Here is a 17,885-nt window from a genome sequence, read left to right on the forward strand (position 1 = left end):
ACAAATAGACTTTATTGTGACGAGATTTGGGAAAAGCATTGGTGAAAGTTTTTTTGTTTCAGGATTTTAAGTTTCAGGTTAAAACCTTTGAGCCTTTGCCTCTTTGAAGCTCTTTTAAGAAATTTTCGAATTTCTTTTAAAATAAGCAATTGCACCACTTGACCATAAAGCCATGAAAATTAAAACTGGCTGAAAAAACAATCTAATCAAACGAGCCTGATCTGTATCAAGTCCAAAGGCACTTGTTCCGTTTAAATATTGGGCAATATTTCCAGGAAAAACCATAACATAAAATAACGCCAGTGCAACTCCTGCTATTACTTTATAATTCGTTAAAAACACCATACTAAGACCCAATGCAATCTCGACAATTCCGGAAAGTAGTACAACAAGATCTTTTTCAAGCGGAATCCAATTAGGAACTTGGGCCTGAAAATCATCTCTTTGATATGTAAAATGACCAATTGCCGCCAGTATCATAAAAATTCCCAATAATATTCTGAAGAAATTTTGCGTTTTAGATGTTGGTACATTTTCCATATTGAAATTAATTTGCTTAAGGTTTTTGATTTGCAATTTTAAAATTAAGATTATTCTTAAGAACAATCCATCAAATTTACAATATTCTGAACTACTGCTTTTGTAAAGTTTATTCACAAATGTTGTGTAATATCCATGTGATTTTACACATCATTTTAATGCTTTATAAAATAACTAAACTTTAATACAAAATGGGTCCAAAAATCAAATTTCGGATGCTATTTTTGTTTTCTAAAAATACCGCAAATTAAAGCCCAAAATCTGTATGACACGAGAACACTACATTCCATTTAACAAGGAATTTTTACTCGAACAACAAATAAATTATTTCGCCGAGGATCAAAAGAAGGTCGAAGATTTCAAAAAACTATTTGATATCATTGAGCATTACTTTCATTATGAAGCTTTTAACCTCAACCGAAACTTAAAACAGCATTATGCTTTATTTGATCCGGATTTGAGTTTAAAAGAACGTCAGGGATTTTTAGGAAAAAGTGATTTCAGGGTTTTTAAAGAAACTCTGTGCACGGTTTTAGAACAAGGTAATTACCGCAGAATCGATAAGGAAACTTTAGACAAAGCTTTTGAAGATTCTGATTTAATAGGATTACGACTTTCAATAGATTTTAATGCTTTCAAGGATTACGAATTATATGTTCGCGGTCATCATCAAGCGAAAGAAAAAGTAAAAAAATATATCTTTTGGAAAAAAGAGATTGAGATCGAATATTATGATCGCGTCATGATTTATCTTAATTATAATGAGGAAGATTATCTCAACGAGAAAAAAGTCAAATTAGGAAAAATGCCCATTGATCCGGGAACAATTGCCTTAAAAATTTTTAAGCGCGTTCCTAAAAATGATATCGAAACAATTTTTCCAAATGCGATTCCTAGAATGTCCACAAAAGATAAATTATTCTTTTGGGTTCCCGGTATTGGCGGCGGAATTTCATTGTTAAGTACCACCGTAATTCCGGCATTAATTGGCATGTATGCAGCTTATCAAACCGGCGAAGCCATTGATTTACTGAACAGTAAAGCTTCGTTAAATCAAGGTTTAATTGCTTTGGGAATCTTGTCTTTGTACTTATTTCGCCAATACAGTAATTTTGTAAACAAGAAAATCAAATACTCAAAAATACTTTCGGATAGTCTTTATTTTAAGAATTTAGGAAATAATAGCGGTGCTTTTTACTCCTTATTAAATTCCTCCGAAGAAGAAGTTCTTAAGGAAACCATTCTGGCATACACCTTTTTATATAGAAGTGACAAACCTTTAACAGCTCAGGAACTGGATGATGAAATTGAAGACTGGTTCAAAATTAAGCTCAACACAGATCTTGATTTTAACGTAAAAGATGCTTTATCTAAATTAAAAAATATTGGACTTGGCATAGAAACCAATGGCAAATGGCAAGTTATAGCTTTAGAAAACGCACTTGTTACAATTGATGAATTATGGGATAATGTTTTTGAGTACAATCAAAAATAGATTTTAATACTAAGGCAAAATTACCATAACCAATAATGCCAAAAACGAAGAAACTAAAGTAAAGATAATTAATGAGCCAAAAATCAATTGCAGGTTTTGTTTTTTATTTTCACGATTATAATTATTATAATAATCGTATTTTTTTTCTGATCTGTTATCCTCTTTATTTTCTAAAATAATAGAGAGCATAATTGGCGCTGATTCTTTTAAATTTTTTGGATACATAATTTTAGTATTTGATAGTAATTTTAAATCAGAACAAAATTACATTTAGAACAAATAACAGAGGACCACTATAAGTTTTTAAAATATCAAAATAGGATATAATCTAAGTTTTCTTTTTTAAATCTAAATAACTTTTGCGCTTTTGTACTGTTTTAAAAAGAGTAAAATTTCAGAATTTTTTAAACATTTAAAAAGTAGAATATTTAGGAGCTATTTCCTGCTATCCGCTTGTATCTTTTATCGCTCCCCGAAGCTTCAGTGTCGCCATAAAATGATACCGCTTCTATCAGGGCTATGACTTTAGTTTTCCATAATATAATTTTAAATCAAATAATATCTACGTCGAATTTACGTGCAAATATTTGCTACGGAATATTTTGTTTACGTTTTTTTTCTACCAACATGTAACTCCTAAAGGAGTATTGCTAAGTTTTTTTTGTTATTAGTTAACTGTTAGAATATCCCGTAGAGATATTGATAGAAAGAAATAATGCCGTAGTAAATTTATCTCGCAGGATTTTCTGCATTTGAATGCTCTTTTTCATGGTAATAAAATCTAACGTAATAATAACCTTACTTCGCTATATATTTTTTAGATTTGTAAATAAATAAGCACAAATATTTAGATCGAGTTACGATTTTAATTTCTTAATTAGCTGTAAAAGAAAGAATACCAAAGTATCCCAAATCAATATGTTAATCTAAAAGACAAACAAAATGAAACTTACAAATTTTTTAAGCGAACAAGGTTATGATATTATCGAAGGACCTGTTAGAAACCATAAACCTTTGCAATTATGGCTAAAAAAACCTTTTGACGAAGCGCAGCTTTATTACGCCAGTATTGAACATGCCTTTATCAGTAATATTGTATTAACCGAAATTGAGAATCCGGCTTTGAGTATAAATTCTACTCAAAAAGATGATTACGGATTTAATATTGGTATCACATTATTACAAGAAATCCTGAAAACACTTGGACTTGGAACATTCGAAATTGCGAATACTATCAAATCCGGAAAAACAGTTACAATCAGTTATGACAATTCGGTAACAAAAGAATATACAATTGGCAATATCGAAGATTATTTATTCTCGGCTGATTTCCTGCATCCAAATCCCTCTTTGCTAAAAAATGCAAATCGCAATTATATTTTAATTGTAACAGGAACTGTTTTTGCAAAAAATCTTATTGTTGATATTGAAACTGATTTCACTTTAGATAATAATCTAATTGCCAGTTTAAACGAAGTTGCAAGCGGAAAACTTGATTTTACTATTGGCAATCAAAATAAATTAAGAATGGTTTCAAATGCCGAAATTCATTTTCCAATTGCCGTTAAAGCAAGCAGAATTGATTTTGACAGAAGCCGATTTCAAAAACTAATTCTGGTAACTGATACTAATAATATCTTTTAATACTGAATTTGTTTATAAAATGCTTTTATAAAAATGCGCAAATGTTTCCGGACTTTGCGCATTTCTTTTTAAACGCTTTTTTGATCTTGAAGAAAAGAGAGCAACTTTGACTAAGCAAAAAGAAATTTTATTAGATTTACGTATACCTAAATCCAAAACAATGAGAACATTAGAACAATGGTTTGAAGAATATGCTGTAAGTCATCAAAACCCAAAAAATAAGGCAATACATTATATATGTGTTCCGGCGATTTACTTTTCTATCGTAGGTTTATTAATGAGTATTCCTAGCGGTATTATTGCAAATACCTTAAAACTAAACGCTCCTATTATTGAAAATTGGGCTTTTGTTGTGCTTATTTTTGTACTCATTTTCTACATTCGATTATCTATTGCAATGGCATTCAAAATTGCGATATTATCAGCGATTTGTTTAGTGGTTAATTATTATATTTCACAGGTTTTTCCTCTATGGATTTTCTCTATTGGTGTTTTTGTTATTGCATGGATCGGGCAATTTTACGGACATAATATTGAGGGCAAAAAACCTTCTTTCTTAAAAGATCTTCAATTTTTAATGATTGGTCCGGCTTGGGTTGTGGAGAATATTTTTTCTAAGAGGTAAACCAAAATTTTGTAGAAAAACAATCTTTTGGACATAGGAAAACGCCAAATAAAAATTTCCATTTTACATTTTTTTATGTTTTTTAATAAGCTTACAACATTAATTTCGTGTAATTCGTGGCAAACTATTTAACTTTTAGAGCTTCTAATATTCGTTACAAAAATCATAACTTTATAATTTCTAGTTAAATACAGCAACAACATGAAAATTGATGATAAGGAAATTAAGATTGAAGGTTATGACATTTTCACTTACAGACGAATCAGGCGTGCAATAGGATATTTAGGAATTAGTCTTCCTCTATTTTTAGTTGGATTTTCCCTGATTAATTATTTTCAAACTCCAGTTCAGCCTTCTATCAGTGATTATTATTACACACACTTAAGAGAAATTTTTACAGGAACTTTGTGTGCCGTTGGTTTATTTTTGATTCGGTATAAAGGAAATGGAAATATTTCGATTTGGAAAAATGATAATTTATTGACCAATATTGCGGGAATAATGGCGTTAGGAGTTGCTTTTTTTCCAACGAATCCAAACTCGGATGGTATTAAAACGAAAATTTATACGCTTATTCCTTCGGGCGAAAAATGGCTGGGATGGCTTCATTATGGTTTTGCCGCTCTATTGTTTTTAATATTGGCTTTGCTGGCAATTAACGTTTTTACAATTGGACAGGAAAACGAAACCAGAACTCCTAAAAGTATTCTAAACGAAAATAACATTTATAGAGTTTGTGGTTATTCAATTATAGTTTTTGTAGTTATGGTTCCAATAGCTGAAACTTTCAACTTATTTAATTATTCTACCTTAGTTTTTGAAGCACTTTCGCTTTTTGCTTTCGGAATTGCATGGCTAATAAAAGGTCGTGCATTGGGAGATAAAGGCGTAATTGGACAAAAACTTTATCAGGAAAATAACCCGATAGATACTGAAAAAGTTTTTGAGGAATAAACAATTGATGATTATCAAAACTACAAAAGAAAGGCATAGCGATTAAACTATGCCTCTTAATTATTTAGTTTAATTATTAACTAATTGCAAAATACGATCCAGTTCTTTTATCTCGTGCTCTTCAAGTGGCTGCAATGGCTTGCGTAAATAACCACCTTCGACACCCAGAATTTGTAATCCCGCTTTAACAGCTCTGGGAAGTCCTTTTTCTACAATAAAACGGAGTAAATCAATTTGCTTGTAGAATATTTTTTGAGCTTCCTGAAGATCATTTTTTTGTACAGCATTATACAAAGCAATGTTGAGTTCCGGAATTAAATTAGGAGCGGCAGTACACCAGCCAGTTGCTCCTGCTGCAAATGCAGAAAGTGCCAGCGGATTTGATCCGTTATAAAATGCGACTGAATCTCCTAATTCTTTTTTGAGGTAATGCATTCTTTGAATGTCGCCTGTACTTTCCTTAATCATGGTAACATTAGGAATTTCTAAAATCCTTTTTAGTAATTTAGGCGACATATCAATGCCAGCCGTGGCCGGGTTATTATATGCCATTATTGGAATAGAAATTTGTTTAGCAACTGCATCATAATGCCGTACAATTTCATCATCACTAAGTTTCCAGTAACTCATTGGTATAATCATTACCGCCGCAGCACCAGCCTTTTCAGCAAACTTTGCATGATAAATTGTCCTTTCTGTAGTCAGGTTTGAAACTCCAACTAAAATTGGAACTCTTCCTTTTACTTGTGTTACAGTTGCTTCAGTAATGGCTTGTTTTTCTTCATCATTCAAATACGGCATTACACCTGTACTGCCTAAAGGCGCAACACCATGAGATCCCGAAACAATTAATCTTTCCAGCAATTGTTTATAAAGTAAAATGTTTACTTTTTCTTTTTCGTCAAAAGGTGTAATCGGATAAGCAATTATGCCTTTAAATAAAGTGTTTTCCATTTCTTATTTAGCTTTATTTTTATAAATCTCTGCCTTCTTCTTCTCTTAATGCTACTCCTAAATTTTGTAATTGAGGGGCATTTTCAGCAGCGATATATTTAGCACTTTCTGAATCACTTAAGTTTTGATGTCTGTGCCATGTCCAAGCAGGAATATAAACAGCGTCACCTGCCTTCCACTCTACTTTTTGATCCTCCACTTCAGTATATCCGGTCCCTTCAATTACATATAATAATGTTTCATAAGTATGCCTGTGTCTGTTTGTTAACTGTGACGGTAATAATCCACCAATTGTCATACTGACATTTTTACTGGGTAAATCGATAAAAAAAACCGGATGTTTTCTTTCTGTAGAAAACTGATTGTGTACACCTGCATTTTCAACATTTTTATGAATTAATTTTTCAGGCATTACAAAGCTTGGTCGTGCAAAAGTTTGGTGAAAATCTTTTGATGAGAATTTTTTTTCTTTCGTTTCCATATTTATTTAATTTAAGTTTCTGCATTATTGCTTCACAAAAATACTCTAACTTTGGTCTGTAATTGTGACACAGTTTTAATATAAACAACCAGTCCAGATGCTACGACCTTGGCCACTAGAAATTCACTTAGACAAAAAATTAAATTTGGCACTTTATCTACAAATTGCTGATGCTATTATAAATGCTATAAAATCAGGAAAGTTAGCCAGCGGAATTGCTTTACCCGGAAGCAGACAATTAGCAGGTTTACTGCATGTAAATCGTAATACTGTGATTGAAGCTTTAAATCTTTTAATGGCAGAAGGCTGGTTGATTACAATTGACAGAAAGGGTACATTCGTGGCTGATTTATTACCTGAAATACTGCTAAATAAAACAGTAAAACAAAAAGTAATAGTTGGCGATGATCAACTAATACCTCATCTTGTATTTGATGACGGTCTTCCTGATAGCCGGCTTGCTCCTATGACAGATCTAGCGCGTGCTTACAGGGAAATCTTCAACAGAAAATCGCGTTGGCAAATCATGGGTTACAGTAATGAATTAGGTATGCCTGAATTCAGAAAAGCAATTGCTCAAATGCTTAATTTTAAAAGAGGCATGAATGTTTCACCTGATGAAATTTGCATAACGCGTGGCAGTCAAATGGCAATGTATCTTGCTGCACATTCTTTATTTGCAAAAGGAGATTATGTTATGATTGAAAATCCGGGTTATAAACCGGCATGGAGCGCGTTTGAAAATGCAGGGGCAGCTTTACTTCCTGTGAATGTTGCAGGCGATGGTTTAAATTTAGATGAAGTCGAAGAATATCTTAAAAACCACAATACAATAAAAGCTATATATGTTACACCGCACCATCAATTTCCAACTACGGTTACAATGAGCCTTAAAAAAAGATTAAAGCTAATTGAATTATCCAATCAATACGGATTTACAATAATAGAAGACGATTATGACCATGAATTTCATTTTGGTCAACGTCCTATTTTACCTATTTCGAGTTATGAAAATGCAAAAAACTTTATTTATATAGGCACATTAAGTAAAATTGTGGCTCCGGCATTGCGTATTGGATACTTGGTAAGTACACCGGAAACCATTCTGAAAGTGGGTAAACATCGAAAAATTATTGATGTGCAAGGTGATAATATTATGGAAGAAGCTGTTTTACACCTTATCAATGAAGGGATTATAAAAAGACATCTTAAAAAAACCAATCTTATTTATAAATCGAAAAGAGATTATTTTGAAAGTCTCTGTAATCAATATTTAAAAGATAAAATTACTTTTGATAAACCTGAAGGAGGTCTGGCTTTCTGGATTGTACCTAATTCTAAAATAAATATTCCGTTTGTTTGCCAACAATTACTTCATAAAGGAATTAAGATTATGAACCCTGAAAATTTTAGTTATAACAATTCTGTATCAGGATTTAGGTTGGGATATGCATCATTGACAGAAAAACAACTTGAAGAAGGTATTATCGCACTTTCAGAATATTTGTAAAACTAATCAAATACAGTTTACTCTTATTTTCATAAATTGTATTTAATTTTATTCAATTGCTAATCTATTTAAGATCAAAACATTGCTATTTATCAATGATCAAGTTATTTCAGATCACTCTATAAAGTCGTAATCCAATTTTTATCGTTTTTTATATAATACTGGTCTGCTCATATTTTAAAATGCAGCAAAATCTGGACTATATTAAATACCAAAAACTGGATCATAACTTTCACCTGGACAACTTATAATTTTGCATCATGAAAGAAATAATAATTTCAAACTTAAAAGAGGTTCATAACCAAATCGAAAATGCCTGTAAACTTTCAGGAAGAAATCCGGAAGATGTACAATTACTACTTGCTACCAAAACTGTTTCTGCTGATAAAATTAGAATTGCGATTGAAGCAGGTGAAACTTTAACAGGCGAAAATAAAATGCAGGAATTGCGGGATAAAGATCCTGAATTAAAAGGATTAGACATACAGCGCCACTTTATCGGTCATTTACAAACTAATAAAATAAAAGATGTTTTAAAGTATGTTTCCTGTATTCAGTCTTTAGACAGATTAAATCTCGCTCAGGAACTTGACAGGCAATTACAAAAAGAAGGTAGAAATCTGGATGTTTTTATACAGGTGAATACTTCATTTGAAGAAAGCAAATTTGGGCTTTCGCCTGATAAAGTAATTTCCTTTATTCACGAATTAAAACAATATGAAACCTTAAAAATAAAAGGTTTAATGACGATTGGTTTATTAGATGTTGAAAAAGAAAAAATGCTGCCTTCATTACGTTTGCTGAGAGAAATCAGAGATGAAATTTATACTGAAAAAATAGAGCAAATAACTGACCTAAAACTTTCTATGGGTATGTCCCAGGATTTAAAACTTGCTATTGCCGAAGGGTCAAACATGGTAAGAATAGGCACTTCTGTTTTTGGAAACAGATTTTTAGGAAAAGAAATTTGGGATGAAAACATTACAGAATAAACTATAATTTTGCATCAAATAAAATTCAAATGAATCTATACGAACTTACCGTAGACGATACCGAAAAAATTGCTTTAGCCGATTTACTTTTTAGCGATGAAAATAAATTTGCTTTAACGCAAACGATTAAAGAACACCAATATCTGGAAGAATTAAAAAAGTATAATCTTAAAGTAGATAATAAAATATTACTTCATGGACATTCGGGCTGTGGTAAAACAACTACAGCAAAAGCTATCGCTACTGCGTTGAATAAAAATATTGTAATTATAAATCTGAGTACTTTAATTAATGCCCGAATTGGTGAAACTTCTAAAAATGTAAAAGCCATATTCGACAAAGCTATTCGGGAAAAGGCTGTATTATTTTTAGATGAATTTGACCAAATTGGTAAAAGCCGTGATAGTGATGATAAAGATGTGGGTGAAATGAGACGCCTTGTCAATACAATTATTCAATTGATTGATTATTTCCCAACAGATAGTTTACTTATTTGTGCCACAAATCATTATCATTCCATTGATACTGCTTTGTTGAGAAGATTTCAATTGCGCTTACAATTCGAAATGCCGAATGAAGGTGAATTAAATCTTTATTATGATAAATTGCTCTCAGACTTCCCTGTTCATTTACAGATAATTTCACGTAAATACAATATATCTTATGCCGAAGCTAAAGATTTTATCAATACTACAATGAAAAAACAAATTATTTCAGAGTTAGAACTTCAAAAACAATTATAAAAATTTTGATTATTACACTATCATAAGGATTCATGCTTTTTATTATAAAGTTATCTGAGTCCTATTTTACTTCTTACTTTGAATAACCCCAATAAAAAAAGCTAAGGAATACATTACGCATTCCTTAGCTTTATAAATAAACTCTATTAACTGTTTTTACATTTTGTAATTCAATCCTACTTCAAAAGTATTGTTTGCATAAGCACCCAAACTTCCAAAATATTTAGAGTAAGCAAGGAAAACACCTAACTCGTCAAGCGAAATTCCAAATGCTGTAGAAACAATACTATTGGTATGATAAAACGCAGATATATTCATTTTATAATCTGGAAAATTAAATCTTGCACCCATATCTAAAATATCTTTGTGTCCTTTAATACCTCTATACGCAACTAATGGTTCAACATTTAAGTTTTCATCGTAATTAGATAATAATATCTTGTAACTCACAGCTGAATAAAAAGTAGAGCGATCTGCGTAATTTTTTACATCATTATCATTTTCATAGAAAAGATTATAAAGTTTCGGCAATGATGCCTGAACAGTCAATAATCTGCTTGTATAAGCAATACCTAAATCTGCATCTAATTTTGCTCCTTCATTAAAATTCTGTAGAACAGCATCATCTTTATCTCCTAGCACTTTACCGTAATCAATTGAGGCAAATTTTGCACCTGCAGACAATCCGAAATGAATTTTGTCTTCCACTCCTAATGGTAAATGGTAAGCAAAGGTTCCCATTATTCTTGTTCTGTTGATTAATCCGGCTCTGTCACTTGTAACATTTAATCCTAGTCCAGTTCTATTTCCAGAATTGTATTCGACTGTAGCATTCATTAATATTGGATTGCCTGGAACTTCGTCCCATTGTCGCTGATAACCTATATTTAATTTTACCCCTTCCTCTAACCCCGCCATTGCAGGGTTATTAATATACTGGTTTTGAAAATACATAGACTCATATTCTGTTAACTGCGCATTTGCGGAATTTGTTCCTAATATTAGCAGGAACATAATTATCGGCAAATAGATTGTTTTTATTGATTTTATTTTCATTTTATTTATCTCTGTGTGGTTATGCTCTAACCACTTTACTATTTTTCGTTTCTTTTGCTAAATGTTAGTTTCTAATGATTGTAATGAATCCTTTTACTTTAGGCTGACCAGATCCAAGATCAATTAGATAGTAATAAGTATCCTCATTAAGTGGTGATCCTTTGTAAGAACCATCCCAATCATTGCTGTATTTATTTTTAGAATACACTAATCTTGCTGCTCTGTCAAAAACTTTAACGGAATTATTTTGGTATAATTCGATACCGGGAATTATCCAAAAATCATTTTTACCATCTCCGTTTGGTGTAATAATATTTGAAGGTATAATTGCCTGAGGCGTAGCGTCTGCTCTATTTACAATAACAGTATATGTGTCTTGTGTACCATCCGGAGCCGTAACAACTACTGTGATTACGTTATCGCCTACATTTAATGCAATTGGAGCTGTGTTGTCACTAATTGTTGTTCCGTTAATTATCATTTCGACTGTTGCAGCCGGATCGATTGGTTTAGGATTTATTATAATAGAATCAGTACTATATGGTACATCAATTCTATAATCATTTGTATCTGTATTAAAAGCCGGACTTAAAGTACCGTCGCTAATAACAATATCTGATAAACCTGCATTATCAGGAGCCTTAGCTTCTTTTCTTGTCACAATTACCGTATATGTATTAACAGTTCCGTCCTGAGCTGTTACTTTAGTGATGATTTCATTTTCACCAACTTTTAGCGGTAAATCTGCTGAAGCTGTTCCGCTAGGTACTACTACTCCATTTACTGTTATTGTTGCCGTAGCATCTTCACTAAATGGTGTAATTGTAATACTTGTAATGTCATTTGGTACACTAGCGGTATAATTTGTAGTTCCTTCTGTAAAAGCAGGACTTAAAATGCCTTCACTAATGGCTAAATCTATTAAACCTGCGTTATTAGAAACCGGAGCTTCTTCTCTCGTTACAATTACTGTATATTCTTCTTTTGTAACCCCATCTTCAGCCGTAACAAATATTTTAATTTCATTATCTCCTACTTTTAAATCGAATGGAACTGTAGGATCAATAATTACTCCGTCAATTGTCATTACAACTGTTGCATTTGGATTGCTTGGTACTGGATTAATTACATAAGAATTAATTTCATTTGGAACCACTACAGTATATCCTTTTTTATCTGGATCGAAAGTTGGATCTAAATCACCTTTATTAATAATATCAGATAAACCGGCATTATTTGAAGCGACTACATCTAAAATACCATCAACAAAATTAATTTTATAGTTTGACGAAAATGCTCCTTCAATTTTAATAGAATATTTTCCTATTGGACTATCTTCCTTTGCATCAGTATTAATTACAACTTGTGGATTTAATTGCGCCGCAGTATCTCCATTTTTAAATCCAATGTACTCTACTAATAAGATTGGATTTTCATCACCATGCGTTTTACTAGTATTAATTGCTTTAATTATTAATTCTGCAGGATCAATTGTTAAAAATCCGGTTTGACTATAAGTAATCGTGTAGTTTGATGAAGCCGCTCCACTAGCTGTGATTGAATAACTACCTACTACTGGACTTTCTTTAACTGCCGTAGTTTGAATTTTAAACAATGTACCTAAACTTTCTACATTATCTCCATTTTTAAACTCATCATAACTTGCTGTTAAAACAGGATTTTCTGATCCGTATTCTCTCTTATCACTCACTGTGGTAATAGTTAACGGTGCTTTATTTACAGTACTTTTTGCAATTGCAATATTTACATCAGTAGTACCTTTGCTAGTTAAAACTATATTTCCATAATAATAATCTACAGCTGCCATAATCGTTCCTTTTAATCGAACAAAAAGTGTTGTATCTCCAAAGCTACCAACTCCTCCAACAGAAACTGTATCAGTAAATGTTATACCATCTTTACTTACTTCAAATCCTAAAGGTGCAGTAACTACAACTGCTTCAACCATAGCAATACCAGATATGGTAAAACTTTTTGATTCAGATGGTGTGCCATAAGTGCTAGTCATTGCTACTAAAGTATTAGTATCTATTACTATTGTTGGTCCCACATTTATAATACCGTTATTGGAAACAAAAAAAGTGTTATTTTTATTTACAGCATTTGAAAGTGAGCTTCCCCAAGATCCCCCATTTCCAAGTGCGACTCCTAATTTTATACTTTTAGCAGAGTGTACTAAGCCAGCAGTAAGATTGGCGACTACTTCATCAACTATTGAAATTGTCTCATTAATTGTAGTTTTTGCACCAAAGGTTTTAATACCTGTTCCTGATAATACAATATTATTGTAGGTAATTGATCCTGTTCCTAAATCTTGTATTCCACCATTGTATTCAACAGTACTTGTCCCTGATATAAAAGTGCCTCCAGTACCAACCACATTTCCTGAAAATTTCACAAGACATGAAGTACCATCTAATATTCCCTTAGTTCTAATCCAATCATCAAATGTGTGGGTTAAATTACTCCCCAGATTAAGTGTCCCTCCTAAGCCATTAATTGTTAAGTGTCCAGAATTCATATCTTCCATAAAAGTAGCTATACCGGCACCTTTAGTCATAACAATTCCTCCCGCGGTAAAACCATCTATACTTTGGGCTTCTCCATCTCCATAAATATAAATATCACCATCAGACTCTAATTTCCCAAGGTTAATTAAATTACCTCCTAAATAAAAATCAGGTTTTCCTGAAATTAATAATGATGAACCGCTATCTATATAAAGACGTATGTCTTTGCCCATTTTTTTTTCAACAGCAACTATCTTAACTGCACCTGTATTAGTAATTATAACACCTCCTGACGAAATGAAATTGGTTATCCATTCCAGACCAGCTGTATGTACTACAGTACTGTTATACCTTAAAGTAGCTACTGCCCCATAAGTGGGCGCAGCAGATGTTGTTGCTGTTCCCTCCATTGACAATACATCATTTACAACTGTATTGGTATTAATTGTTTTAATACCGCTCCCTGAAAGTGTCAAATCATTATAAGTATAAGCACCAACATCTTGACCAGTCGCACTATTATAATTTACCAATCCCGGTCCGGCATTTAATATCCCACCAGCCATTTTACCACCAATTATTAAAGATCCAGCTCCGCTGAAAGTCACATCGCTTTTCGTTGGCAACTCGCTCATGATAACATCTCCGGTTACGATGACTGTTCCTGTAACAATGCGCAAACTAGTGCTACTATCCATTTCTAATGAATTACTAACTGTTAGAGAACCCGAGTTTACAGTTAAAATAACTTGCCCAGGAATCGAATTAGACAGCTTGATGCTTTTACAAAAAGCACCGGCTACAATTATAGGTTGAAACGTTGTAAATGGAATTACAACATCTTCAGATACAGTTGGTCTATGACCAGCGCTCCAGTTTGTAGCTGTTTCCCAAGCTTGAGTACTTCCGGCGGCACCCCCTCTCCAGGTATTGGTTTGCCCATATCCTATATTAAATAAAAGAAAGACTAATACGATAAGTAAATTTTTGTTCATTTTTATTTTAATTCTATTCATTTCTGTTTTAAATTTTTATTCATTTTTTGTAATTCCTACTTCGCCTTTTTTATTTTACCCCATTTCGCATTTTTTAATTTCTATTTCTTTTTATACTTAACACCAATACAATAATCCCTTTTAAGGAACCAATTACACAAAAATTCATTCAACATCTAACTCTAATACTCTTACAAAAAAAATCACTCCCTAAGCAAATAGTGAATGTTTAAAAAATCAATAATTAAGGATGTTTTTTTTAAAACAATTACTTACATCACTTTTCATATGCAGTATGAAGAGTCTATATTTTAAAAAATCAGTAATAAATAACATGTCATTAATTTTATAAATTGTTTTTATACTAAAATGAAACAATAGCCATCTATACTGATTTCCAGTTTATTGTGGTTTAAAAACCACATCTCAACCACAACTAACGATTTCAATTATTTAATTGTTCAAATATTGGAGCAAATACGATTTATTATTACCTGCAAAAGTTTTTAATTCCATAGAAAAAGACATTTTTTAAAAACATAGAATTGTCAAAAAAATGATTAAGATTTATGAAAAAACATAATACTATCAAGAGTGCCTAAGAGGATTTTAATTGAAAAAACATCAAGAATAGGACACAATTATTTTAAATTAAATCATCATTACAAAACGACAATAAACGAGAAATCAGATAAAATAATTGAATGTGAAAATTTACAATTCTTACAAAAAAGAAAAAATCGCCGTTTAATATTATTAAAATAGAGTTCATCCTAAAAAAACAATCATAAATTAGCACAACAAAAACATTCCAAATCTTAAACGATTATACAACAGACTGATTAAAGTTGTTTTTTCGGAATAATTAGTACTATATTTTGTGGCCGTCCCTTAAATAAAAAACAGCAAACGACAGAGCAAATGCTGTAATGTAAAGAGAATTGATATAAAACGGTTAAAGCAACCATTTGGCTCACAAATCGTTGAAAAGCAAACGACACTAAAAACAAAGCTGAACCGAGGAGTAGAAAAATTTGATAGTTAAAAAAACATCAAAAAAAAACCTGTTCCTTAAATGAAACAGGTTTTATAAGGCTTTATAAGAGTATTTATAAAAAAAGCTAAAATAAAGGCACTTGGGTAGAATGTGTGATAAATTATGAAAACAGCTAAAAAAATAAAGCATAAAAAAAGCCTGTTTCACAATGAAACAGGCTTTTTTTTTGTGAACTTGAAAGTACAAAATTCGAACCTTTTGCTTGAAGATTTTCAAGTTTTAAGCGAGTTGACAGAGGTTTAAAAAGAAAAGCATTTGATTTTCCTAGTTCAATGATTACAATGTTTTTTAAAATGTGTAATGTTTCAATTAACGAACTAAAAAAGATCAGTTATGAGCTGAGGGTAATCATTTTTAATTTCATTTATCAGAGAAGCGGAGGTAATATTTTTTCCACCTCCCCCAAGAAAAAGCTTTTCGAGAGCGCTATACCATTGTGATCGTCGATTTGCAGTATTAATTAAAATAGAAACATCACCTCCTGCACGTTTCCAAATATCATCTTGCTCTGGTTCTTGTGGATAAAGTTTAATCAATTCATCAACGAATTTCTTTTTGAAATCTTCTGAATTTGTATCTTTTTCAAGCTTGTTGTACATTTTTAGAGCATCGATCATTCCAAATGTGAATGCTGTAGCATTGGCAGCTGCTATCGGTTGTGACCCGCCAGCATCGGATTCTTCTTTATTTTCAATTAAATCTGAAATACCGCGAACTTCAATACCGTGAGCGTGATATGGCCTAGCGGCTATTAAATATCCGTTCCCTTCCATATCTACCACTGCAGCATCACTACAGTAGCGTTTAATATAATTAAAAGTCGTGGCACGCGTTGAAGAAACAACTTTTTCACCTGCTGCAATTGGAAGTACAAAAGCATTTGGTTTTTTATTACCCTTTAGTTTTTCAATCCACTTTCCTTCTCTTTTTACATGTTTTGCAAGCTGTTCTAAAATATACGACGAAGGTACAATATCAAATCTAGGCTTAAATTCTTCATCGTCTTTAATAATTTCAAAACCTATTACTTTAGATGATGCGACTACGTCACCAAGAACGACATCTTTGATACCTCCGGCTATACCGTGAACCCGCAGACAGATGCATCCCTCCTCCCCCGTTTCTTAACAACGAAATACGATGTTTCCAATTTCTTCACGTGATTTTTGATTGATAAATTTACTGACATCGCCACCAGCTCTTTTCCATATATCACTATGTTATGGTCCTTGGGTACATTGAAATGCCTTATTTAAAATCTCAGCGTAAACAGCATCAAGAGAAACTTGCCCACCAAATAGGTTTCCGGACATAAGTTTTTCGTAAAAGCTAAAATTTATAAGAGTCTTACAATTGTTTAAGGCAATTCTATACTGCTGGTTATATTTTGCTTTTTCAAAAATTTGTCTGGCCGAAACTGCAAATCTTTTTTCTAAAACAACATTTCCTAATTTTAAGGATTAAAGCTCAGTTAAATTTCATTGAAGTAATATATGTAGTCGGAAAGGTGTTTATCTTTTAGATCTGATATAGTCGAAAAAGCAATCAAAACCGAATTTATATTTGATCTATTTTCACTTAGAAAAGTACTGATAAAATCATTACCGCTGAGGATAGTTTTAATTTCCTGCTCTACTTTATCAATAGTTAATCGTCCATCTAATATCTTTTTCATACAGCCGACTGCTGTTGCCTTCTGAAATTTTTGAATGTGAACTAGCGGAAGATTTTGCCATATCTTCTCTCGGTCCTGATATCCTGATAAATCTGAAAATACACTGTCTGAAAATAATACTAATATTCTTTCAGGAACTGCTATGCCTTTATCTATTAGGGTTAAAACTTTTTCAAAGGTAGAACTCGAATTTTCTATACCGTACGCAAGATTTTTGGTTACACTTAAGCTTTCAGACCAAATTTTTAACCACACAGGTTGATTAACATCTAATACTTTCAATAAAATGATTTTGTTGACGCCCGGTTTGCATATTTTAGCTCGAAACTCTTTTCCACATCATTTATCAAAATTTGACAGCGTTGAAGTCTGCCACGAAGTCCGCTGTCTCTCACTGTTGTAAGACATACTAGGAAGGCCACTGCTGCAGCTAATGCTGGTTTATTTATTTTACGCATCTATTTTTATTCTTTATTAGCAATTAAAGCCATGACAATTGATCTCGTTTCAGATCTCATTGATTGTTAGCGTAGAATGGATATTCTGGATAAAGTGAGCACCTAATTCTGGATAAAAGTGAGCAGTATAAATGAACTCAAAAAGGTGTCTAAAAAGTAGTTTAAAAATATAAAA

The 17,885-nt window shown here is 32.0% G+C and carries 15 protein-coding genes; 7 read left to right on the top strand and 8 right to left on the bottom strand.

The window, feature by feature from the left end:
• Positions 1-114: 114 nt before the first annotated feature.
• Complete coding sequence (locus ACHZDT_RS00200; protein ID WP_394772642.1) at positions 115-540, bottom strand: hypothetical protein; 426 nt, start codon at positions 538-540, stop codon at positions 115-117.
• Positions 541-805: 265 nt separating this feature from the next.
• Between ACHZDT_RS00200 and ACHZDT_RS00205 the strand changes: the two genes are divergently transcribed.
• A complete protein-coding gene (locus ACHZDT_RS00205) occupies positions 806-2,035 on the top strand; it encodes a TMEM143 family protein (protein ID WP_394772643.1) in 1,230 nt (409 codons plus the stop codon).
• Between the two features lie 9 nt (positions 2,036-2,044).
• On the opposite strand, the gene ACHZDT_RS00210 is transcribed toward ACHZDT_RS00205, so the two are convergent.
• Complete coding sequence (locus tag ACHZDT_RS00210; protein ID WP_394772644.1) at positions 2,045-2,260, bottom strand: hypothetical protein; 216 nt, start codon at positions 2,258-2,260, stop codon at positions 2,045-2,047.
• Positions 2,261-2,977: 717 nt separating this feature from the next.
• Between ACHZDT_RS00210 and ACHZDT_RS00215 the strand changes: the two genes are divergently transcribed.
• The 3 genes from ACHZDT_RS00215 to ACHZDT_RS00225 all read left to right on the top strand — a co-directional run bounded on the left by ACHZDT_RS00215 (position 2,978) and on the right by ACHZDT_RS00225 (position 5,258).
• Entirely contained in the window at positions 2,978-3,679 is a 702-nt protein-coding gene (locus tag ACHZDT_RS00215; RefSeq protein ID WP_394772645.1) for a hypothetical protein, read from the top strand.
• Positions 3,680-3,839: 160 nt separating this feature from the next.
• Positions 3,840-4,304: a DUF962 domain-containing protein gene (locus ACHZDT_RS00220; protein WP_394772646.1), complete on the top strand. Its 465-nt coding sequence runs from the start codon at positions 3,840-3,842 to the stop codon at positions 4,302-4,304.
• A 201-nt stretch (positions 4,305-4,505) separates the two neighbouring features.
• Complete coding sequence (locus ACHZDT_RS00225) at positions 4,506-5,258, top strand: hypothetical protein (protein WP_394772647.1); 753 nt, start codon at positions 4,506-4,508, stop codon at positions 5,256-5,258.
• Positions 5,259-5,327: 69 nt separating this feature from the next.
• Here the strand turns inward: ACHZDT_RS00225 and ACHZDT_RS00230 are convergent, their stop codons facing one another.
• Both ACHZDT_RS00230 and ACHZDT_RS00235 read right to left on the bottom strand, forming a co-directional pair.
• Positions 5,328-6,212 (bottom strand): dihydrodipicolinate synthase family protein, encoded by an 885-nt coding sequence (locus ACHZDT_RS00230; protein WP_394772648.1) that lies wholly within the window; start codon positions 6,210-6,212, stop codon positions 5,328-5,330.
• A 19-nt stretch (positions 6,213-6,231) separates the two neighbouring features.
• Positions 6,232-6,693 (bottom strand): cupin domain-containing protein, encoded by a 462-nt coding sequence (locus ACHZDT_RS00235; protein WP_394772649.1) that lies wholly within the window; start codon positions 6,691-6,693, stop codon positions 6,232-6,234.
• 97 nt (positions 6,694-6,790) lie between these two features.
• Here ACHZDT_RS00235 and ACHZDT_RS00240 point away from each other — a divergent pair, with 97 nt between their 5' ends.
• The 3 genes from ACHZDT_RS00240 (at position 6,791) to ACHZDT_RS00250 (ending at position 9,938) form a co-directional block, all read left to right on the top strand.
• Positions 6,791-8,203 (top strand): PLP-dependent aminotransferase family protein, encoded by a 1,413-nt coding sequence (locus tag ACHZDT_RS00240; RefSeq protein ID WP_394772650.1) that lies wholly within the window; start codon positions 6,791-6,793, stop codon positions 8,201-8,203.
• A 260-nt stretch (positions 8,204-8,463) separates the two neighbouring features.
• Positions 8,464-9,195 (top strand): YggS family pyridoxal phosphate-dependent enzyme, encoded by a 732-nt coding sequence (locus ACHZDT_RS00245; RefSeq protein ID WP_394772651.1) that lies wholly within the window; start codon positions 8,464-8,466, stop codon positions 9,193-9,195.
• A gap of 29 nt (positions 9,196-9,224) precedes the next feature.
• Positions 9,225-9,938 carry an AAA family ATPase gene (locus tag ACHZDT_RS00250; RefSeq protein ID WP_394772652.1) on the top strand — a complete coding sequence of 238 codons (714 nt, stop codon included), beginning with the start codon at positions 9,225-9,227 and terminating at the stop codon, positions 9,936-9,938.
• Between the two features lie 156 nt (positions 9,939-10,094).
• Here the strand turns inward: ACHZDT_RS00250 and ACHZDT_RS00255 are convergent, their stop codons facing one another.
• From ACHZDT_RS00255 to ACHZDT_RS00270, 4 genes are all read right to left on the bottom strand, one after another.
• Complete coding sequence (locus ACHZDT_RS00255) at positions 10,095-10,994, bottom strand: PorP/SprF family type IX secretion system membrane protein (protein WP_394772653.1); 900 nt, start codon at positions 10,992-10,994, stop codon at positions 10,095-10,097.
• A gap of 64 nt (positions 10,995-11,058) precedes the next feature.
• Complete coding sequence (locus ACHZDT_RS00260) at positions 11,059-14,541, bottom strand: cadherin-like beta sandwich domain-containing protein (RefSeq protein ID WP_394772654.1); 3,483 nt, start codon at positions 14,539-14,541, stop codon at positions 11,059-11,061.
• A gap of 1,353 nt (positions 14,542-15,894) precedes the next feature.
• Positions 15,895-16,680, bottom strand: coding sequence for a hypothetical protein (locus ACHZDT_RS00265; protein ID WP_394772658.1), 786 nt, complete (start codon positions 16,678-16,680; stop codon positions 15,895-15,897).
• Positions 16,681-17,048: 368 nt separating this feature from the next.
• Positions 17,049-17,534, bottom strand: a complete 486-nt coding sequence (locus tag ACHZDT_RS00270; protein ID WP_394772655.1) for a hypothetical protein — start codon at positions 17,532-17,534, stop codon at positions 17,049-17,051.
• Positions 17,535-17,885 lie beyond the last annotated feature (351 nt).

Origin of the sequence: Flavobacterium sp. (assembly GCF_043722275.1) — a bacterium.
Taxonomy (GTDB): domain Bacteria; phylum Bacteroidota; class Bacteroidia; order Flavobacteriales; family Flavobacteriaceae; genus Flavobacterium.

What these genes read in the sequence shown, in the direction of transcription:
- ACHZDT_RS00200 (WP_394772642.1), bottom strand. Translation starts at nt 540, where the DNA reads ATGGAAAATGTACCAACATCTAAAACGCAAAATTTCTTCAGAATATTA.
- ACHZDT_RS00205 (WP_394772643.1), top strand. Translation starts at nt 806, where the DNA reads ATGACACGAGAACACTACATTCCATTTAACAAGGAATTTTTACTCGAA.
- ACHZDT_RS00210 (WP_394772644.1), bottom strand. Translation starts at nt 2,260, where the DNA reads ATGTATCCAAAAAATTTAAAAGAATCAGCGCCAATTATGCTCTCTATT.
- ACHZDT_RS00215 (WP_394772645.1), top strand. Translation starts at nt 2,978, where the DNA reads ATGAAACTTACAAATTTTTTAAGCGAACAAGGTTATGATATTATCGAA.
- ACHZDT_RS00220 (WP_394772646.1), top strand. Translation starts at nt 3,840, where the DNA reads ATGAGAACATTAGAACAATGGTTTGAAGAATATGCTGTAAGTCATCAA.
- ACHZDT_RS00225 (WP_394772647.1), top strand. Translation starts at nt 4,506, where the DNA reads ATGAAAATTGATGATAAGGAAATTAAGATTGAAGGTTATGACATTTTC.
- ACHZDT_RS00230 (WP_394772648.1), bottom strand. Translation starts at nt 6,212, where the DNA reads ATGGAAAACACTTTATTTAAAGGCATAATTGCTTATCCGATTACACCT.
- ACHZDT_RS00235 (WP_394772649.1), bottom strand. Translation starts at nt 6,693, where the DNA reads ATGGAAACGAAAGAAAAAAAATTCTCATCAAAAGATTTTCACCAAACT.
- ACHZDT_RS00240 (WP_394772650.1), top strand. Translation starts at nt 6,791, where the DNA reads ATGCTACGACCTTGGCCACTAGAAATTCACTTAGACAAAAAATTAAAT.
- ACHZDT_RS00245 (WP_394772651.1), top strand. Translation starts at nt 8,464, where the DNA reads ATGAAAGAAATAATAATTTCAAACTTAAAAGAGGTTCATAACCAAATC.
- ACHZDT_RS00250 (WP_394772652.1), top strand. Translation starts at nt 9,225, where the DNA reads ATGAATCTATACGAACTTACCGTAGACGATACCGAAAAAATTGCTTTA.
- ACHZDT_RS00255 (WP_394772653.1), bottom strand. Translation starts at nt 10,994, where the DNA reads ATGAAAATAAAATCAATAAAAACAATCTATTTGCCGATAATTATGTTC.
- ACHZDT_RS00260 (WP_394772654.1), bottom strand. Translation starts at nt 14,541, where the DNA reads ATGAATAGAATTAAAATAAAAATGAACAAAAATTTACTTATCGTATTA.